Origin of the sequence: Mesorhizobium sp. M7A.F.Ca.CA.004.06.1.1 (genome assembly GCF_003999135.1) — a bacterium.
Taxonomy (GTDB): domain Bacteria; phylum Pseudomonadota; class Alphaproteobacteria; order Rhizobiales; family Rhizobiaceae; genus Mesorhizobium.
Map to the genome: position 1 here is coordinate 1 of NZ_RZPQ01000066.1, position 14,719 is coordinate 14,719.

At 63.5% G+C, this 14,719-nt stretch carries 19 protein-coding genes and 1 pseudogene; 17 read left to right on the forward strand and 3 right to left on the reverse strand.

Annotation, left to right across the window (positions count from 1 at the left end; translation table 11 throughout):
* Positions 1-56: 56 nt before the first annotated feature.
* The 3 genes from EN906_RS06845 to EN906_RS06855 all read left to right on the forward strand — a co-directional run bounded on the left by EN906_RS06845 (position 57) and on the right by EN906_RS06855 (position 2,820).
* The gene (locus tag EN906_RS06845; protein WP_127269688.1) at positions 57-395 is read left to right on the forward strand and encodes a co-chaperone GroES; all 339 of its coding nucleotides are present in this window, start codon (positions 57-59) and stop codon (positions 393-395) included.
* A gap of 33 nt (positions 396-428) precedes the next feature.
* A complete protein-coding gene (gene groL, locus EN906_RS06850) occupies positions 429-2,060 on the forward strand; it encodes a chaperonin GroEL (RefSeq protein WP_127255944.1) in 1,632 nt (543 codons plus the stop codon).
* Positions 2,061-2,322: 262 nt separating this feature from the next.
* A complete protein-coding gene (locus EN906_RS06855; RefSeq protein WP_127271638.1) occupies positions 2,323-2,820 on the forward strand; it encodes a GAF domain-containing protein in 498 nt (165 codons plus the stop codon).
* 13 nt (positions 2,821-2,833) lie between these two features.
* On the opposite strand, the gene EN906_RS06860 is transcribed toward EN906_RS06855, so the two are convergent.
* The 3 genes from EN906_RS06860 to EN906_RS06870 form a co-directional block, all read right to left on the reverse strand.
* Positions 2,834-3,862, reverse strand: a complete 1,029-nt coding sequence (locus tag EN906_RS06860; RefSeq protein WP_127375111.1) for a YeiH family protein — start codon at positions 3,860-3,862, stop codon at positions 2,834-2,836.
* A gap of 123 nt (positions 3,863-3,985) precedes the next feature.
* Entirely contained in the window at positions 3,986-4,363 is a 378-nt protein-coding gene (locus tag EN906_RS06865; protein ID WP_164748991.1) for an ester cyclase, read from the reverse strand.
* Positions 4,364-4,514: 151 nt separating this feature from the next.
* The gene (locus EN906_RS06870) at positions 4,515-5,408 is read right to left on the reverse strand and encodes a LysR family transcriptional regulator (RefSeq protein WP_127268898.1); all 894 of its coding nucleotides are present in this window, start codon (positions 5,406-5,408) and stop codon (positions 4,515-4,517) included.
* Between the two features lie 153 nt (positions 5,409-5,561).
* Here EN906_RS06870 and EN906_RS06875 point away from each other — a divergent pair, with 153 nt between their 5' ends.
* From EN906_RS06875 to EN906_RS38145, 14 genes and pseudogenes are all read left to right on the forward strand, one after another.
* The gene (locus EN906_RS06875; RefSeq protein WP_127268897.1) at positions 5,562-5,957 is read left to right on the forward strand and encodes a cupin domain-containing protein; all 396 of its coding nucleotides are present in this window, start codon (positions 5,562-5,564) and stop codon (positions 5,955-5,957) included.
* Positions 5,958-6,014: 57 nt separating this feature from the next.
* Complete coding sequence (locus EN906_RS06880; protein WP_127268895.1) at positions 6,015-6,350, forward strand: carboxymuconolactone decarboxylase family protein; 336 nt, start codon at positions 6,015-6,017, stop codon at positions 6,348-6,350.
* Positions 6,351-6,355: 5 nt separating this feature from the next.
* Entirely contained in the window at positions 6,356-7,345 is a 990-nt protein-coding gene (locus EN906_RS06885) for an aldo/keto reductase (RefSeq protein ID WP_127268893.1), read from the forward strand.
* 145 nt (positions 7,346-7,490) lie between these two features.
* On the forward strand, positions 7,491-7,964 hold the full coding sequence (locus EN906_RS06890) for a flavodoxin (protein WP_236382718.1): 474 nt from the start codon (positions 7,491-7,493) through the stop codon (positions 7,962-7,964).
* 66 nt (positions 7,965-8,030) lie between these two features.
* The gene (locus EN906_RS06895) at positions 8,031-8,771 is read left to right on the forward strand and encodes an SDR family oxidoreductase (protein ID WP_127268889.1); all 741 of its coding nucleotides are present in this window, start codon (positions 8,031-8,033) and stop codon (positions 8,769-8,771) included.
* A gap of 217 nt (positions 8,772-8,988) precedes the next feature.
* Positions 8,989-9,468, forward strand: a complete 480-nt coding sequence (locus tag EN906_RS06900; protein WP_127268887.1) for a GNAT family N-acetyltransferase — start codon at positions 8,989-8,991, stop codon at positions 9,466-9,468.
* A 15-nt stretch (positions 9,469-9,483) separates the two neighbouring features.
* On the forward strand, positions 9,484-9,867 hold the full coding sequence (locus EN906_RS06905) for an ACT domain-containing protein (RefSeq protein WP_127268885.1): 384 nt from the start codon (positions 9,484-9,486) through the stop codon (positions 9,865-9,867).
* A gap of 161 nt (positions 9,868-10,028) precedes the next feature.
* On the forward strand, positions 10,029-11,462 hold the full coding sequence (locus EN906_RS06910) for an aldehyde dehydrogenase family protein (RefSeq protein ID WP_127272119.1): 1,434 nt from the start codon (positions 10,029-10,031) through the stop codon (positions 11,460-11,462).
* 370 nt (positions 11,463-11,832) lie between these two features.
* Positions 11,833-12,255: an MbcA/ParS/Xre antitoxin family protein gene (locus EN906_RS06920; protein WP_127271235.1), complete on the forward strand. Its 423-nt coding sequence runs from the start codon at positions 11,833-11,835 to the stop codon at positions 12,253-12,255.
* Positions 12,249-12,947 (forward strand): RES family NAD+ phosphorylase, encoded by a 699-nt coding sequence (locus EN906_RS06925; RefSeq protein ID WP_127272117.1) that lies wholly within the window; start codon positions 12,249-12,251, stop codon positions 12,945-12,947. The genes EN906_RS06920 and EN906_RS06925 overlap by 7 nt, the downstream gene beginning before the upstream one ends.
* Positions 12,948-13,012: 65 nt before the next feature.
* Positions 13,013-13,345 (forward strand): metalloregulator ArsR/SmtB family transcription factor, encoded by a 333-nt coding sequence (locus EN906_RS06930; RefSeq protein ID WP_127270864.1) that lies wholly within the window; start codon positions 13,013-13,015, stop codon positions 13,343-13,345.
* Between the two features lie 16 nt (positions 13,346-13,361).
* Entirely contained in the window at positions 13,362-13,868 is a 507-nt protein-coding gene (locus EN906_RS06935; protein ID WP_127270862.1) for an arsenate reductase ArsC, read from the forward strand.
* Positions 13,869-13,873: 5 nt separating this feature from the next.
* Complete coding sequence (locus EN906_RS06940; protein WP_127270860.1) at positions 13,874-14,563, forward strand: MIP/aquaporin family protein; 690 nt, start codon at positions 13,874-13,876, stop codon at positions 14,561-14,563.
* Positions 14,560-14,719, forward strand: a pseudogene (locus EN906_RS38145) (arsenate reductase); the annotation flags it as partial. The gene EN906_RS06940 and the pseudogene EN906_RS38145, both read left to right, overlap by 4 nt.

Here is a 14,719-nt window from a genome sequence, read left to right on the forward strand (position 1 = left end):
CGCGTCTATAGAGGAGGGGCGTGGCCGCCTGTGCCGGCCCCAGAAAGAAAGTTCCCATGAAATTTCGGCCACTCCACGACCGCGTCGTCATTCGTCGCGCCGAAGGCGATATCAAATCCAAGGGCGGGATCATCATCCCCGACACTGCCAAGGAAAAGCCGCAGGAGGGCGAAGTCATCGCCGTCGGCCCTGGCGCACGCGACGAAAACGGCACGCTTGTTCCGCTCGACGTCAAGGCCGGCGACTTCATCCTGTTCGGCAAATGGTCGGGCACCGAGGTCAAGATCGACGGCGAGGACCTTCTGATCATGAAGGAAGCCGACATCATGGGCGTTATCGACAAGAGCGAGACGGCCGCAACCGACAAGACCGTGGCCGCCAAGAAAGCTGCCTGACCTCATTTTCTCCGAACGAACTGGATAAAAATCATGTCTGCCAAGGAAATCAAATTCTCCACCGACGCGCGCGACCGCATGCTGCGCGGCGTCGAGATCCTCACCAATGCGGTGAAGGTCACGCTCGGCCCCAAGGGCCGCAACGTCATCATCGACAAGGCCTATGGCGCGCCGCGCATCACCAAGGACGGCGTCACCGTCGCCAAGGAAATCGAGCTTGCCGACAAGTTCGAGAACATGGGCGCCCAGATGGTGCGCGAAGTGGCCTCGAAGACCAACGACCTCGCCGGTGACGGCACCACCACCGCCACGGTGCTGGCCGCCTCGATCCTGCGCGAAGGCGCCAAGCTGGTCGCCGCCGGCATGAACCCCATGGATTTGAAGCGCGGCATCGACCAGGCGGTTTCCGCCGTGGTCAAGGAAATCCAGGCGCGCGCCAAGAAGGTCAAGTCGTCGGCCGAGATCGCACAGGTCGGCACCATCGCCGCCAATGGCGATGCCAGCGTCGGCGAGATGATCGCCAAGGCGATGGACAAGGTCGGCAATGACGGCGTCATCACCGTCGAGGAAGCCAAGACGGCCGAGACCGAACTCGACGTCGTCGAAGGCATGCAGTTCGACCGCGGTTATCTCTCGCCCTATTTCGTCACCAATGCCGACAAGATGCGCGTCGAGTTGGAAGAGCCCTACATCCTCATCCACGAGAAGAAGCTCGGCAATCTGCAGGCGATGCTGCCGATCCTTGAAGCGGTGGTGCAGAGCGGCAGGCCGCTGCTGATCATCTCCGAGGACGTCGAGGGCGAGGCTCTGGCGACGCTGGTCGTCAACAAGCTGCGCGGCGGCCTCAAGGTCGCGGCCGTCAAGGCGCCGGGCTTCGGCGATCGCCGCAAGGCAATGCTGGAAGACATCGCCGTGCTGACATCAGGCCAGATGATCTCGGAAGACCTCGGCATCAAGCTCGAAAACGTCACCATCGAGATGCTCGGCCGCGCCAAGCGTGTGCTGATCGAGAAGGACACCACCACGATCATCGACGGGGCCGGCACCAAGGCGACCATCCAGGCGCGCGTCGCCCAGATCAAGGGCCAGATCGAGGAGACGACCTCCGACTACGACAAGGAAAAGCTGCAGGAGCGGCTGGCCAAGCTCTCCGGCGGCGTAGCCGTCATCCGCGTCGGCGGCGTCACCGAGTCGGAAGTCAAGGAAAAGAAGGACCGCATCGACGATGCGCTGAACGCCACCCGCGCGGCGGTCGAGGAAGGCATCGTGCCCGGCGGCGGCGTGGCTCTGCTGCGTGCCCGCTCGGTGCTTGGCGGCCTGACCGGCGCCAATGCCGATGTCACGGCCGGTATCACGATCGTGCTGCGAGCGCTTGAAGCGCCGATCCGCCAGATCGCCGAGAATTCCGGCGTCGAGGGCTCCATCGTCGTCGGCAAGCTCACCGACAGCAAGGACCACAATCAGGGTTTTGACGCCCAGAACGAGGTCTATGTCGACATGATCAAGGCAGGCATCGTGGATCCGGCGAAAGTGGTGCGCACCGCACTGCAGGATGCCGGCTCGATCGCAGCCCTCCTGATCACCGCCGAAGCGATGATCACCGACATCCCGGCCAAGGATGCCGCGCCTGCGGGTGGCGGCGGTGGCGGCATGGGCGGCTACTAAAACCCAGGACTTGTTCGACCTGTTTGAGATGTGAATGGCGGCCCCCGATCGGGGCCGTCATGATTCTCAAGATGATCCATCGCAAAGTTTACGCATAGCTGCCTTGCCGACCGGCTCAGCGCCGGGAGGCAATCCTGATCTTGCGGCTTTCGGAGAGGACGCAATCCACGCTAGACTGTCCAGGCGGCCGTCTGGTTGCGGAGCTCGCCGGACTTTGGCAAGCGATCGGACGAACCGCCACCCCCTATACGGAGACACGTTCATGTTTGCGGCCAAGGCCATCGACACCTCAGACAAGGCCGCGTTCTACCGCGACCTCGCCACTCAGCTTAAGGCGCTGCTCGACGGCGAGCGCGATTCGATCGCCAACGCCGCCAACACCGCAGCACTCATCTTCCAGATGGTGCCGGACCTCAACTGGGCCGGGTTCTATTTCCTGCAATCGGACGAGGAAATGGTGCTCGGGCCGTTCCAGGGCAAGCCGGCCTGCGTGCGCATCGCCGTCGGCAAGGGCGTGTGCGGAACGGCGGTCGAACTCGGCACCTCTATGCTGATCAAGGACGTGCATGATTTTCCCGGCCACATCGCCTGCGATGCCGACTCGCGCTCGGAACTGGTGGTGCTGCTTGAGGACGATGAAGGCGTCTTCGGCGTGCTCGATCTCGACAGCCCGCTGCCCGGCCGCTTCGACAAGGCCGACCAGGCCGGCATCGAGACGCTGGCGGCGATCTATGCCGCGTCGAGTTCGTTCGAGGACTGAGGCCCGGTTTAGACTAGGTGAATTTCACCAGCATCAGGCTGAAGCAGCCGATGAACAGGAAGGCCGAGAAGGCGAGCGCCAGCGGGCGCAGGCCGCGCGAGCGCAGCTGCGAGATGTCGGCCTGCAGGCCCACGGCGGCCAGCCCCATGGTCAGCATGATGGTGGTGGCGAGCGCCATTGCCGACTTCACCTCGGCTGGCACCGGGACGAGGCTGTTCAGCGCCACGATGGCGACAAAGGCGGCGACGAACCACGGCATGGGCGGCCGCGCCGCCACCTCACTGCTGCTCCTGCGGCGCGCCATCAGGCCGAGCGCGACGACCATCGGCGCCAGCATGGCGACGCGGGTCAGCTTGGCGACGGTAGCGATCTCGCCGGACTGGGTGCCGTTCTGGAAGCCAGCGCCGATGACTTGCGCCACTTCATGGATCGAAGCACCGGCCCACAGGCCGAAAGCGTGCTGGTCGAGGCCGAGCATGGCGACGGTGCCGAACAAGGTGATCGAGGCGACGGCGTAGGTGACGTCCTCGTCGCGCGCATCGGTGACGATGTTGGTGGCGACGATGGCCGAGGCGCCGCAGATCGAGGTGCCGGCGGCGATCAGCTGCGCCAGCTTGGCGTCGACGCCGATCAGCCGACCGAGCGTAATGGTGAAAACGAAGGTGGCGCCAAGCGTGGCGGCGACAATGCCGACGCCGCCGGCGCCGATCGAGACGACTTGGCCGAGCGTCAGCTGGAAGCCGAGCAGAACAATGGCGAAGCGCAGCAGGCGCTTTTGCGAGAATGCGATGCCGGCCTTGGCGTGCACCGGTGTGCCCAGCACGTTGGAGTAGATCATGCCGGCGACGACGGCGAGGATCATCGGGCTGAACAGCGCGAAGCCCGAAACATTGCGGGCCGAGAAGGCGACGGCAGTAATCATCGTGACAAGGACGATGCCGGGGACGATGCCATTCCAGTTGAGGGATTTCCGCCCTCGTGTCAGATCGGCAGGAAAAGCGCTTTTCGGAATATCGTTCGCGAAGTGGGAAACGGAAGACAAAGCAATGCTCCAGACGGGTGTGCCGGAGGAATGCCATTCCTCAAATAATCTTTCCAACGAATTATTTTCGTCATAATGATCGATTTTTACGAACGATCGGCGTCATCTTCTGGCCGGCCTGAATTAAAGCTGCGCTTCGATGGCCGCCTTGTCGATCACCGACCAGACGTTCCTGATCCTGTCGTCGAGGAATTCATAGAAGACGTTCTCGCTGAAGGACACCTTCCTGCCGTTGATGGGCAGGCCGAAGAAGGTTCCCTTCGGCGTGCAGTTGAACTGGAGCCGGCTGGCTATGAACGGCGGTTCGGCGATCAGCAGCTGGATGTCGAAATAGAGGTCCGGGATTTCCCGAAAATCGCGCTCCAGCATTTCTTGGTAACCCGACAGCCCGACGCGGTCGCCATTGTAATGCACCTCGTCATGAACGAAGCGATTCAGCTTCTGCCAGTCCTGATTGTTGAGGCAGGCGATGTAGCCTCGATAAAGGTCGGTCACGGTCACGGCGATAGCTCCGGATTTCGTCAGATCTGCTCGATCCGGAAGATAGAACGACGGCGGGCACAGTCCAGATGGAGAGCCTGTTCCCGAATCGGGATGGGGCTCTATCTGCTCGTTTTGAGCATGATCTTTTTCGGAAACCCGGTTTCCTGTTCTAGCCTCGGTAGCGCAGCGCGTCGACCAGCAGCGAGAAGGCCGGCGTCGCTTGCCGGCGGCTGGGGTAATAGAGATGGTAGCCGGGGAAAGGCGCGCACCAGTCGGCGAGCACCCGCACCAGCCGGCCGTCGGCCAGATGGGCCGTTACCTGTTCCTCCGGCAGATAGGCAAGGCCGAGGCCGGCGAGCACCGCGTTCATGCGCAGCGCGGACGTATTGAACACCAACTGGCCCTCGACCCGCACTTTCAGCTCGCGCCCGGCCTTCTCGAACTCCCAGGCGTAGAGCCCGCCATAGGTCGGCAGCCGCAGATTGATGCAATTGTGGGTGGTCAGGTCCTGTGGCGTGCGCGGTTTCGGCCATTTGGCGAAATAGGCCGGCGATCCGACCACCGCCATGCGCATGTCGGGGCCGATGCGCACCGCGATCATGTCGCGCGCCACCTGTTCGCCCAGCCGCACGCCGGCGTCGAAGCGCTCGGCAACGATGTCGGTCAGGCTGTAGTCGACGATGATCTCGACTTTGATGTCAGGATAGTCGGGCAGGAATTTCGCCAGGGCAGGCCACAGGATCGCATCGGCGGCATGCTCACCGGCGGTGATGCGGATGGTGCCGGCGGGTTTTTCGCGCAAGGCGCTGAGTGCCGCGATCTCGGCTTCGATCTCATCGAGCCGCGGCCCCACGGTGCGAGCCAGCCGCTCGCCGGCCTCGGTGGGCGACACGCTGCGCGTGGTGCGGGTCAGGAGCCGCACGCCCAGCCGCTCCTCCAGCGCCCGCACCGTATGGCTGAGCGCCGATTGGGAAACCCCGAGCTTGGCCGCCGCCCTGGTGAAGCTTTCCTCGCGCGCGACGGCGAGGAATGCGGTTAGCTCATTCAGATTGTCTCGCGGCATTCATGAGCCCCTTTCATAAGATCATGCTGGATATAGCACCTAATCGGCACCAATCGCAGACCCTAGATAGGCGTCATCACACCGGGCGCCTCTACCGGCAGCCTCTGAAGACCGGCGGTCGTGTCACGCCTGTTGCCAGGAAGGGACAAAACCATGGACATCACGCGAAACGGCTCTCAAGCCTCGGCCAGGGGATCGGCCGATTATTTCACCGGCGCGGTGCGCATCGACGCGCCGTTCAAGGGCAGCGAGCCCGCCCGCGTCGGCGGCGCCACCGTGACTTTCGAGCCCGGTGCGCGCACCGCTTGGCACACGCATCCCCTTGGCCAGACGCTGATCGTCCTCTCGGGCGCCGGCCTGGTGCAGCGCGAGGGCGGCCCGATCGAACCGATCCTGCCCGGCGACATCGTCTGGTTCGCGCCCGGAGAGAAGCATTGGCATGGCGCCGCGCCGACCACCGCGATGAGCCACATCGCTGTCGCCGAAGCGCTCGACGGCAAGGTCGTCGACTGGCTGGAGCATGTCAGCGACGAACAATACGGGGTTTGACCAAGTATCGGCGCGTGGCGCCGAGTTCAACGCCCGAACTCTTCGAAGGAGACCACCATGACAGATGTTCCAAGGCTGAAAAGCCCATTCTCCGATATCGCTCCCGCGCTTGGCAGATACACCGACGAGGTGTTGTTCGGCAACGTTTGGGAGCGCCCCGGCCTGTCGCCGCGGGACCGCAGCCTTGTCACCGTCACCAGCCTGATTTCGGGCTACCGGATCAATGAAATGCCTTTTCACATGAAGCGCGCGCTCGACAATGGCGTCACCCGCGACGAACTCATCGAAACCATTACACATCTCGCCTTCTACGCCGGATGGCCAACGGCAGCCACGGCTCTGGGCATTGCCCGCAAGGTCTTCGAACAAGCCGACGCCGAGAAGAAGGGATAACGACAATGCAGAAGCGCACACTTGGAAACAGCGGTCTCGACGTTTCGGCCATCGGGCTCGGCTGCATGGGAATGAGCCAGTCATACGGGCAGCCGATGGAGACGGCGGATGCAGTCCACCTGATCAGGGCGGCGTTCGACCGTGGCATCACCTTCTTCGACACCGCGGAGGTCTATGGACCGTTCACGAACGAGGAGGTCGTCGGCGAGGCGCTGCAGCCGATCCGCGACCAGGTGGTGATCGCCACCAAATTCGGCATCGACATCGCCGGGACAGCCCGACACGATGGCATGGACAGCCGGCCGCAGCATATTCGTGACGTCGTCGAGGCCTCGCTCAGGCGGCTGAGGACCGACCACATAGACCTCCTATACCAGCACCGCGTCGATCCGGTCGTGCCGATCGAAGAGGTGGCGGGCGCTGTGAAGGACTTGATCAGCCAAGGCAAGGTGAAGCATTTCGGTCTCTCCGAGGCGGGCGTACGCACGATCCGGCGCGCGCATGCGGTACAGCCGGTCGCCGCGGTCCAGAGCGAATATTCGCTCTGGTGGCGTGAACCGGAAGAGGCGATCCTGCCGGTGCTTGAAGAACTGGGGATCGGCTTCGTGCCCTTCAGCCCGCTGGGCAAGGGGTTCCTCACCGGCGCCATCGATGCCAGCACGACGTTCGACAGCAGCGACTTCCGCAACACCGTGCCGCGTTTTGCGGAAGACGCCCGCAAGGCGAACCAGGCGCTGGTCGACGCGATCGGCGTGATCGCTGCCGAGAAGAAGGCGACATCAGCACAGGTCGCTCTCGCCTGGCTGCTGGCGCAGAAGCCCTGGATCGTTCCGATCCCCGGCACCACCAAGCTCAATCGCCTCGAAGAGAACATCGCGTCGGCCACCATCGCGCTGACGGCGGACGATCTTGCCAACATCGAGAATGCGGTCTCGGCGATCGCGGTGAAGGGAGCGCGCTATTCTCCGCAACAGGAAGCAAGGATCGATCGTTAGCCACCTGGGAGAGCGTGATGAGCCAACCAGTCTCAAGACGAGGTGCGCTGATGACCATGCTTGCACTGCCTCTGGGCGCCGGATTGAGTCCCGGATCGAGCCGCCCGCCAGTGCGTCGAGCGCGCGGCGAACGGGCGGCGCCAAAGTGCTGGTGGCCTACTACACCCGCACCGGCAACACGCGGGTCATCGCGCGCCAGATCAGCAGGACTCTGCGAGCGGATATTTTCGAGATCGCGACCGTCGATCCCTACCCGGAAGACTACAAGCAGCAGGTTGCGGTGGCGGAGCAGCAGCGGGAGTCCGGTTTCGAACCGGCGCTGGCCGCCACGGTGCCTGATATCGGAACCTACGAGACGGTGTTCCTCGGATTTCCGATCTGGGGCATGACCGCGCCTTCGGTGATCCGCTCCTTCCTGTCGAAACACGATCTGTCCGGCAAGACCTTGGTGCCGTTCATCACCCATGGCGGCTACGGAACAGGGCAGAGCCTGAAAGTCCTCGCAGATCATGCACCAGGGGCACGGCTCATCAAGGGTTTTTCCAAGCAGTGCGACCAGGAACGCCAGACGCTTGACGAGGTCACCGGCTGGCTCGGCCGGGTCGAATTGCCCCGCTGAGCCGCCAACGCGAACGCCCAGGCTGCCGTGGGCAGCGAAGCCAAAGATCAGAAAAGGAAAAGAATCATGGCCGAGAACATCAGGGACAAAGTCGTCGTCATCACTGGCGCCAGCAGCGGGCTGGGCGAAGCCGCCGCACGGCTTCTGGCCAGGGAGGGTGCGAAACTGGTCCTGGGGGCGCGCCGCCTTGACCGGTTGCAGGCGCTGGCCGGCGCGCTTTCACTTGGCGAGGGCGCCATCCTTCAGACCGACGTTACCGATGTCGGCCAGGTCCGGCATCTGGTCGACCATGCGGTCGAGACGCACGGCCGCGTCGACGTCATGATCAACAATGCCGGCCTGATGCCGCATTCCCCGCTGGAGCGCGGCAAGGTCGAGGACTGGGACCGCATGATCGACGTCAACATCAAGGGCGTGCTCTACGGCATTGCCGCGGCACTGCCGCACATGAAGACGCAGAAAAGCGGCCACATCATCAACGTGTCGTCGGTCGCCGGCCACAAGGTCGGGCCGGGCGGAGCGGTCTATGCCGCGACCAAGCACGCGGTGCGCATCATCTCGGAAGGTCTGCGCCAGGAAGTGAAACCCTACAACGTCCGCACCACCATCATCTCGCCCGGTGCCGTGGCGACCGAACTGCCCGGCAGCGTCACCGAGGCCGATGTCGCCGAGGGCGTACGCGCACTCTACGACCGGGTGGCCATTCCGGCCGATTCCTTCGCCAGGACGGTGGTGTTCGCCATGAGCCAGCCCGACGAGGTCGACATCAACGAAATCCTGTTCAGACCGACGGCGCAGGAATACTGAAGCCGTTGTAGGTGTCTTGACGCGCCGCGCTTCCTGTTCCAGCTTGGCGCCATGTTCTTCCTCGCGCCCACCAACACCAAGCGACGTCGCCCCTGCACAATGCGGAGCGGCAGACTGATTGCGCGACGACAAAGATCGGCAGGATAGACCCGGTTCGTTCGTTTCCAGCCCCGCCCGCGACACCGCCGGCGGGGTTTTTCATGTCTGGAGCACTTTGATGACCAACAATTCTTCCATCCGGCTTCGGCCGGCCGTGCCTGCTGACGCCGCCGCGATCCGGGATATCGTTCGTGCCGCCTATGTCAAATGGGTGCCGGTGATCGGCCGCGAGCCGCTGCCGATGCGCACCGACTACGACAAGGCCGTTGCCGAGCATCCGTTCGATCTCGCCGTCGAGGATGATCGGATCGTCGGGATGATCGAAACCGTGCTGGCTGACGGTCACCTGTGGATCGAGAATGTCTGTGTGGCACCGGATGCGCAGGGCAGGGGGATCGGCCGGCTGTTGCTGGAACTGGCCGAGCGCAAGGCGGTCGAAGCGGGCCGCCTCGAGCTTCGCCTGCTGACCAATGGCGCCTTCGAGGCGAATGTGTCGCTGTACAAAAGGTATGGCTATGTCATCGATAGGGAAGAGCCTTTCATGAACGGTATGACGGTCCACATGAGCAAGAAGCTGGCGGGATCACCGGCGATCTGAGGGAGGGGTTCGACAATGGCCATCTGCGTCAGGCTCAAACAACTCCCAGGGTTTCACGCGGTTGCCCGGCTGGCGGCGGGGGAGACCATCCCCGGTTGGGCGGACGGGCCAGGCTTCGTCAGCATCACAAGGACTGACGACGAGCTTTCGATCGTTTGCCTGCAGGATCGTGTGCCGGATAGTGTCAGGCAGGACGGTGACTGGGTGGCCTTCAAGCTCCAGGGGCCGTTTGCCTTCGACGAAACCGGTATCGTGTTGTCGGTCATCAGGCCGTTGTCGGAAAACGGGCTGGGCATCTTCGTGGTGTCCACTTTCGATGGCGACCATCTGTTGGTGAAAGCGACGGATCAGGCTGCGGCGAGGCGATTTCTGGTCGAGGCCGGGCATATCTTGCTGTAGTCCATCCTCACCAAGCCGGTTGCTGACCCGAACGCTCTGGCTCAATCACTGCCGCACTGGCTCAACCACTTCGGGGGTTGCGTTTGACAGCGGCGTTTGTGCATCGTTATCTCCAGCCAGATATGACGGCCCGGCGCGACGATGCGGTCAAGGAGAAAACCATGTCACACAATCTGCAGTTCTATATCGATGGCGCGTGGGTCGATCCTGTTGTGCCCAACGCTTTCGATGTCATCGATCCCTCGAATGAGGACGCCTTTGCGCAGATTTCGCTCGGCTCCAAGGCCGATGTCGACAAAGCGGTGGCCGCCGCCAAGCGCGCCTTCAACAGCTTTGGTTTCACCGAGGTTGGCGAGCGGCTCGACCTGTTGAACCGCATCATCGCGGTCTACAAGAAGCGCAGTGGCGATCTTGCCGTCGCTGTGTCACGCGAGATGGGCGCGCCGCGCCAGATGGCGTTGGACAGCCAGGTCGGCATCGGTCTTGCGCATCTGCAGAAGATGGCCGACGTGCTGAAGACTTTCGAATTCCGCCACGTCAAGGGCAACCATCTGGTGGTCAAGGAGCCGATCGGCGTCGTCGGGCTGATCACGCCGTGGAACTGGCCGCTCAACCAGATCACCTGCAAGGTCGGCCCGGCGCTTGCCGCCGGCTGCACGATGGTGCTGAAGCCCTCCGAGATCGCGCCGCTCGACGCCATCATCTTCGCCGAAATCCTCGACGAGGCCGGCGTGCCGAAGGGTGTCTTCAACCTCGTCAATGGCGACGGACCGGGCGTCGGCCAGGCGCTGTCCAGCCACCCCGACATCGACATGATGTCGTTCACCGGTTCAACCCGTGCCGGCATCCTGGTGGCCAAGGCCGCCGCCGACACGGTCAAGCGCGTGCATCAGGAGCTTGGCGGCAAGTCGGCCAACATCCTGTTCGGGGATGTCGACCTCGCAAGCGCCGTCAGCAAGGGCGTCGCCGGCTGCTTCAGCAACAGCGGCCAGTCCTGCAACGCGCCGACGCGCATGTTCGTGCCGCGCGACCGCCATGACGAGGCGGCCGGCTATGCCAAGGCCGCGGCGGAAAAGTTCACCGTCGGCCCCGCCGACGCTGCCGGCACCAAGCTTGGCCCGGTCGTCAGCCAGATCCAGTTCGACAAGATCCAGGACCTGATCCAGGCCGGCATCGATGAAGGTGCGACGCTGGTCGCCGGCGGCCCCGGCCGTCCGGCCGAACTCAACCGCGGCTATTACGTCAGGCCGACGGTGTTCGCCGACGTCACCCACGACATGCGCATCGCGCGCGAGGAGATCTTTGGGCCGGTGCTGGCGATCATGCCCTACGACAGCGTCGACGAGGTGGTCGAGACCGCCAACGACACCGTCTATGGCCTCGCCTCCTACATCCAGGCCAAGGACATGAAGAAGGCGCGCGAAGTGGCGGCGCGCATGCGCACCGGCAATGTCTACATCAACTATCCCCAGTGGGACGCCGGCCTGCCGTTCGGCGGCTACAAGCAGTCGGGCAATGGCCGCGAATATGCCGAATACGGGCTCGAGGATTTTTTGGAGATCAAGGGCATCGCGGGGTATGAGGCGGCGGAGTAAAATTGGTCAGGGCGCGCCACGATATGTGGCGCGCTGTCCGTCCGGTATCGCCGAGGTCAGCGCCGGCCCTCATTGCCCTGCCGGGCATTTCTCCCCGTATAGTGACGGGGAGAAAGACGCCGTCATGGACGGTTTCGCCAATCTCCAATGTTGCAGAATAGGCGCCAGCGATGCGGCCAGCTACCTTCTCCCCGTCACTATCCGGGGAGAAGGTGCCGGCAGGCGGATGAGGGGCGGCGCCGACTTTGGCGATTGGTGGCCTTCACAAGACGGAAGCCGTCATTGGCCTGAAAGCGATGGCCCTGCCTTGCTGATCTCCTTGCCAATTGGCAAATTCATGCTATATATCTGCCAATAGCGAGGCAACAAAATGCAGCTTCAGTCCATTGTCACGACACCGGCCACGGTTGGCAGCGTCATATCGGATGACGAGGCCGGCGCGCTGGCGCGCACCACGGTTAATCTGTTCAAGGCCTGGAACCTCACTGACCTGGAGGCCTGCATCCTGCTCGGCGGCATGTCGGCCCGGACCTGGGCGCGTTGGAAGACTGGGGCGAAAGAAGGCGGCGTCGGCAGGATCGACCGCGACCTGCGCACCCGCATGGCGCATCTGATGGGCATCCATAAGGGCCTGCGCTATCTGTTCACGGAGCCGGCACGCGGCTACGCCTGGATCCGCAAGCCCAATGCCACCTTCGGCGGCCAGTCGGCCCTCGACCTGATGCTGCGCGGCGAAATCTCCGATCTCTCGGCGATGCGCGAATGGCTCGATGCGGAGCGTGGCGCATGGTGAGTGGACTTGCGGTCAGGCGCCGCGTTGACTGGCCCCAGACCTTCCGCATCATCCGCTCCATCCATCCGCCCATCGACCTGTTCGAGGACATTGCCGACCCGCGCGACTGGGAGGCGCTGGCCTCGGTCGAGGCGAAGACCAACCCGCGCATAAGGTTCGAGATCGGCGACCTCGGCAAGGTGTCGGCCGCAAGGCGGGTTTCCGGCCCCGGCGCCAGCTTCGTGATGGCGCCCTTCGTGCACTGCTCGACGCTGAGGCCAGGCCGCTTCTCGGATGGCAGCTACGGCATCTACTATGCCGGCGACAGTGAGGACGTCGCTCTGGCCGAAACCATCCACCATCATCAGAAATTCATGCGCGCCACCAACGAGGGGCCGGGCTGGACGGCGGATTTCCGCGTGCTGATCGGCAGCGTCGACCGCGACCTCGATGACGTCAACGCCGTGCCCGGCGTGCTCGACCCGGACGACTATTCCGCCTCGCAGGCGGAAGGGCGGGCGCTGCGGGCAGGAGGCAGCGACGGACTGGTGTGGAACAGCGTGCGCATGCCGGGCGGCGGCTGCATCGGCATCTTCTGGCCCGATGTCATTACCATTCCAGTGCAGGGTCGCCACTACAGCTACCATTGGGACGGCGCCCGCGTGGACTTCGTGCGCCAGCACGATACGGGAAAGGTGCTTGCCGTCACATGATGGCGGCGGACACGCTTTACAGATCGCTGGGAAGCCGATATCCATAAATCCAAGGATTCGGATATATGGATAAGAAAAGCACTTTGAACGCGCTGGCCGCACTTGGCCAGGAGACGCGGCTGGATGTCTTCCGGCTGCTCGTGCGTGCCGGTCCGGAAGGCATTCCGGCGGGCGAGATCGCCACGAGGCTGGACACGGTCCAGAACACCATGTCGGCGCATCTGAAGGTGCTCGCCCATGCCGGGCTGATCCGTCCCGAACGCGACGGAAGGACCGTGCGCTATGTCGCCGACATGACCGGCCTGCGCGACCTGCTGGCCTATCTGATGGAAGATTGCTGCAATGGCGCGCCGGAGCTCTGCCAGCCCGTGATCCAGGCGGTAACCTGCAAATGCTAGAAGGGAGGCATGCACCATGAGCGAACCGTACAACGTTCTTTTCCTCTGCACCGGCAATTCGGCGAGGTCGATCATCGCAGAGGCGATTCTCAATCGTATTGGCGCCGGCAAGTTCAAGGCCTATTCGGCCGGGTCGCATCCCAAAGGGGCGGTGCATCCCTACACGCTCCAGCTTCTGAAGAACCTCAATTACGACACGTCCTTTGCCCGTTCGAAGGACTGGGAAGAATTCGCGGTTCCCGGTGCGCCGGAGATGAATTTCGTTTTCACGGTCTGCGACAACGCCGCCAATGAATCGTGCCCTGTCTGGCCAGGACAGCCGATGACCGCACATTGGGGCGTGCCTGATCCGGCTGACGCGGAGGGCACCGATGCCGAAAAACATCTGGCCTTTGCCGAAGCCTATCGCATGCTCAACAACCGGATTTCGATCTTCATCAGCCTGCCGATGAGCATGGTCGACAAGCTTGCCCTGCAGAAGCGGCTGGATGAAATCGGCCGCAACCTGCCGAAGGCCGGCTGAAGCTCGTGGCGAACGACCTGCCACGCCGCATCGTCGCGGAAGCCTTGGGAACCGCGCTGCTCGTCGCGACCGTGGTCGGCTCCGGCATCATGGCCGCCCGGCTGACACACGACGTCGCCGTTTCGCTGCTCGGCAACACGCTGCCGACCGGGGCGATCCTCGTCGTGCTGATCACGATACTGGGACCGATCTCAGGGGCGCACTTTAATCCGGCCGTTACGCTGGTGTTCGCGCTTCGCCGCGAGATCGAGGCGAACGCGGCGCTTGCCTATGTCACCGCCCAGGTCGTGGGCGGCATTGCCGGGACGTTTCTGGCCCATGCCATGTTCGAACTGCCTATCCTGCAGGCCTCAGCGACGGTGCGGACCGGAACCGGGCAATGGCTCGCGGAGGCAGTCGCCGCCTTCGGCCTTGTGTTCACCATCCTGGCAGGCTTGCGCTTCCGCTCCGACGCGATCCCGTGGCTTGTCGGGCTGTACATCACCGCCGCCTACTGGTTCACGGCCTCGACCTCCTTCGCCAACCCGGCTGTCGCGATCGCCCGCGCCTTTTCCGACACGTTTTCTGGCATCCGTCCGGTCGACCTGCCGGGCTTCATAGCCGCCGAATTGCTGGGGGCGCTGCTGGCCATGGCCCTGGCGGGCTGGCTGCTCGCCGAAGCGAAATCAACAAGACAGATGAAGGCTGCCGAATGACCGTCACCATCTACCACAACCCCGATTGCGGCACCTCGCGCAATACGCTGGCCATGATCCGCCAGTCCGGCGAAGAGCCGGAGGTGATCGAATATCTGAAGACGCCACCGTCGCGCGAAAGGCTGGTCGAGTTGATTGCCGCGATGGGCATGATGC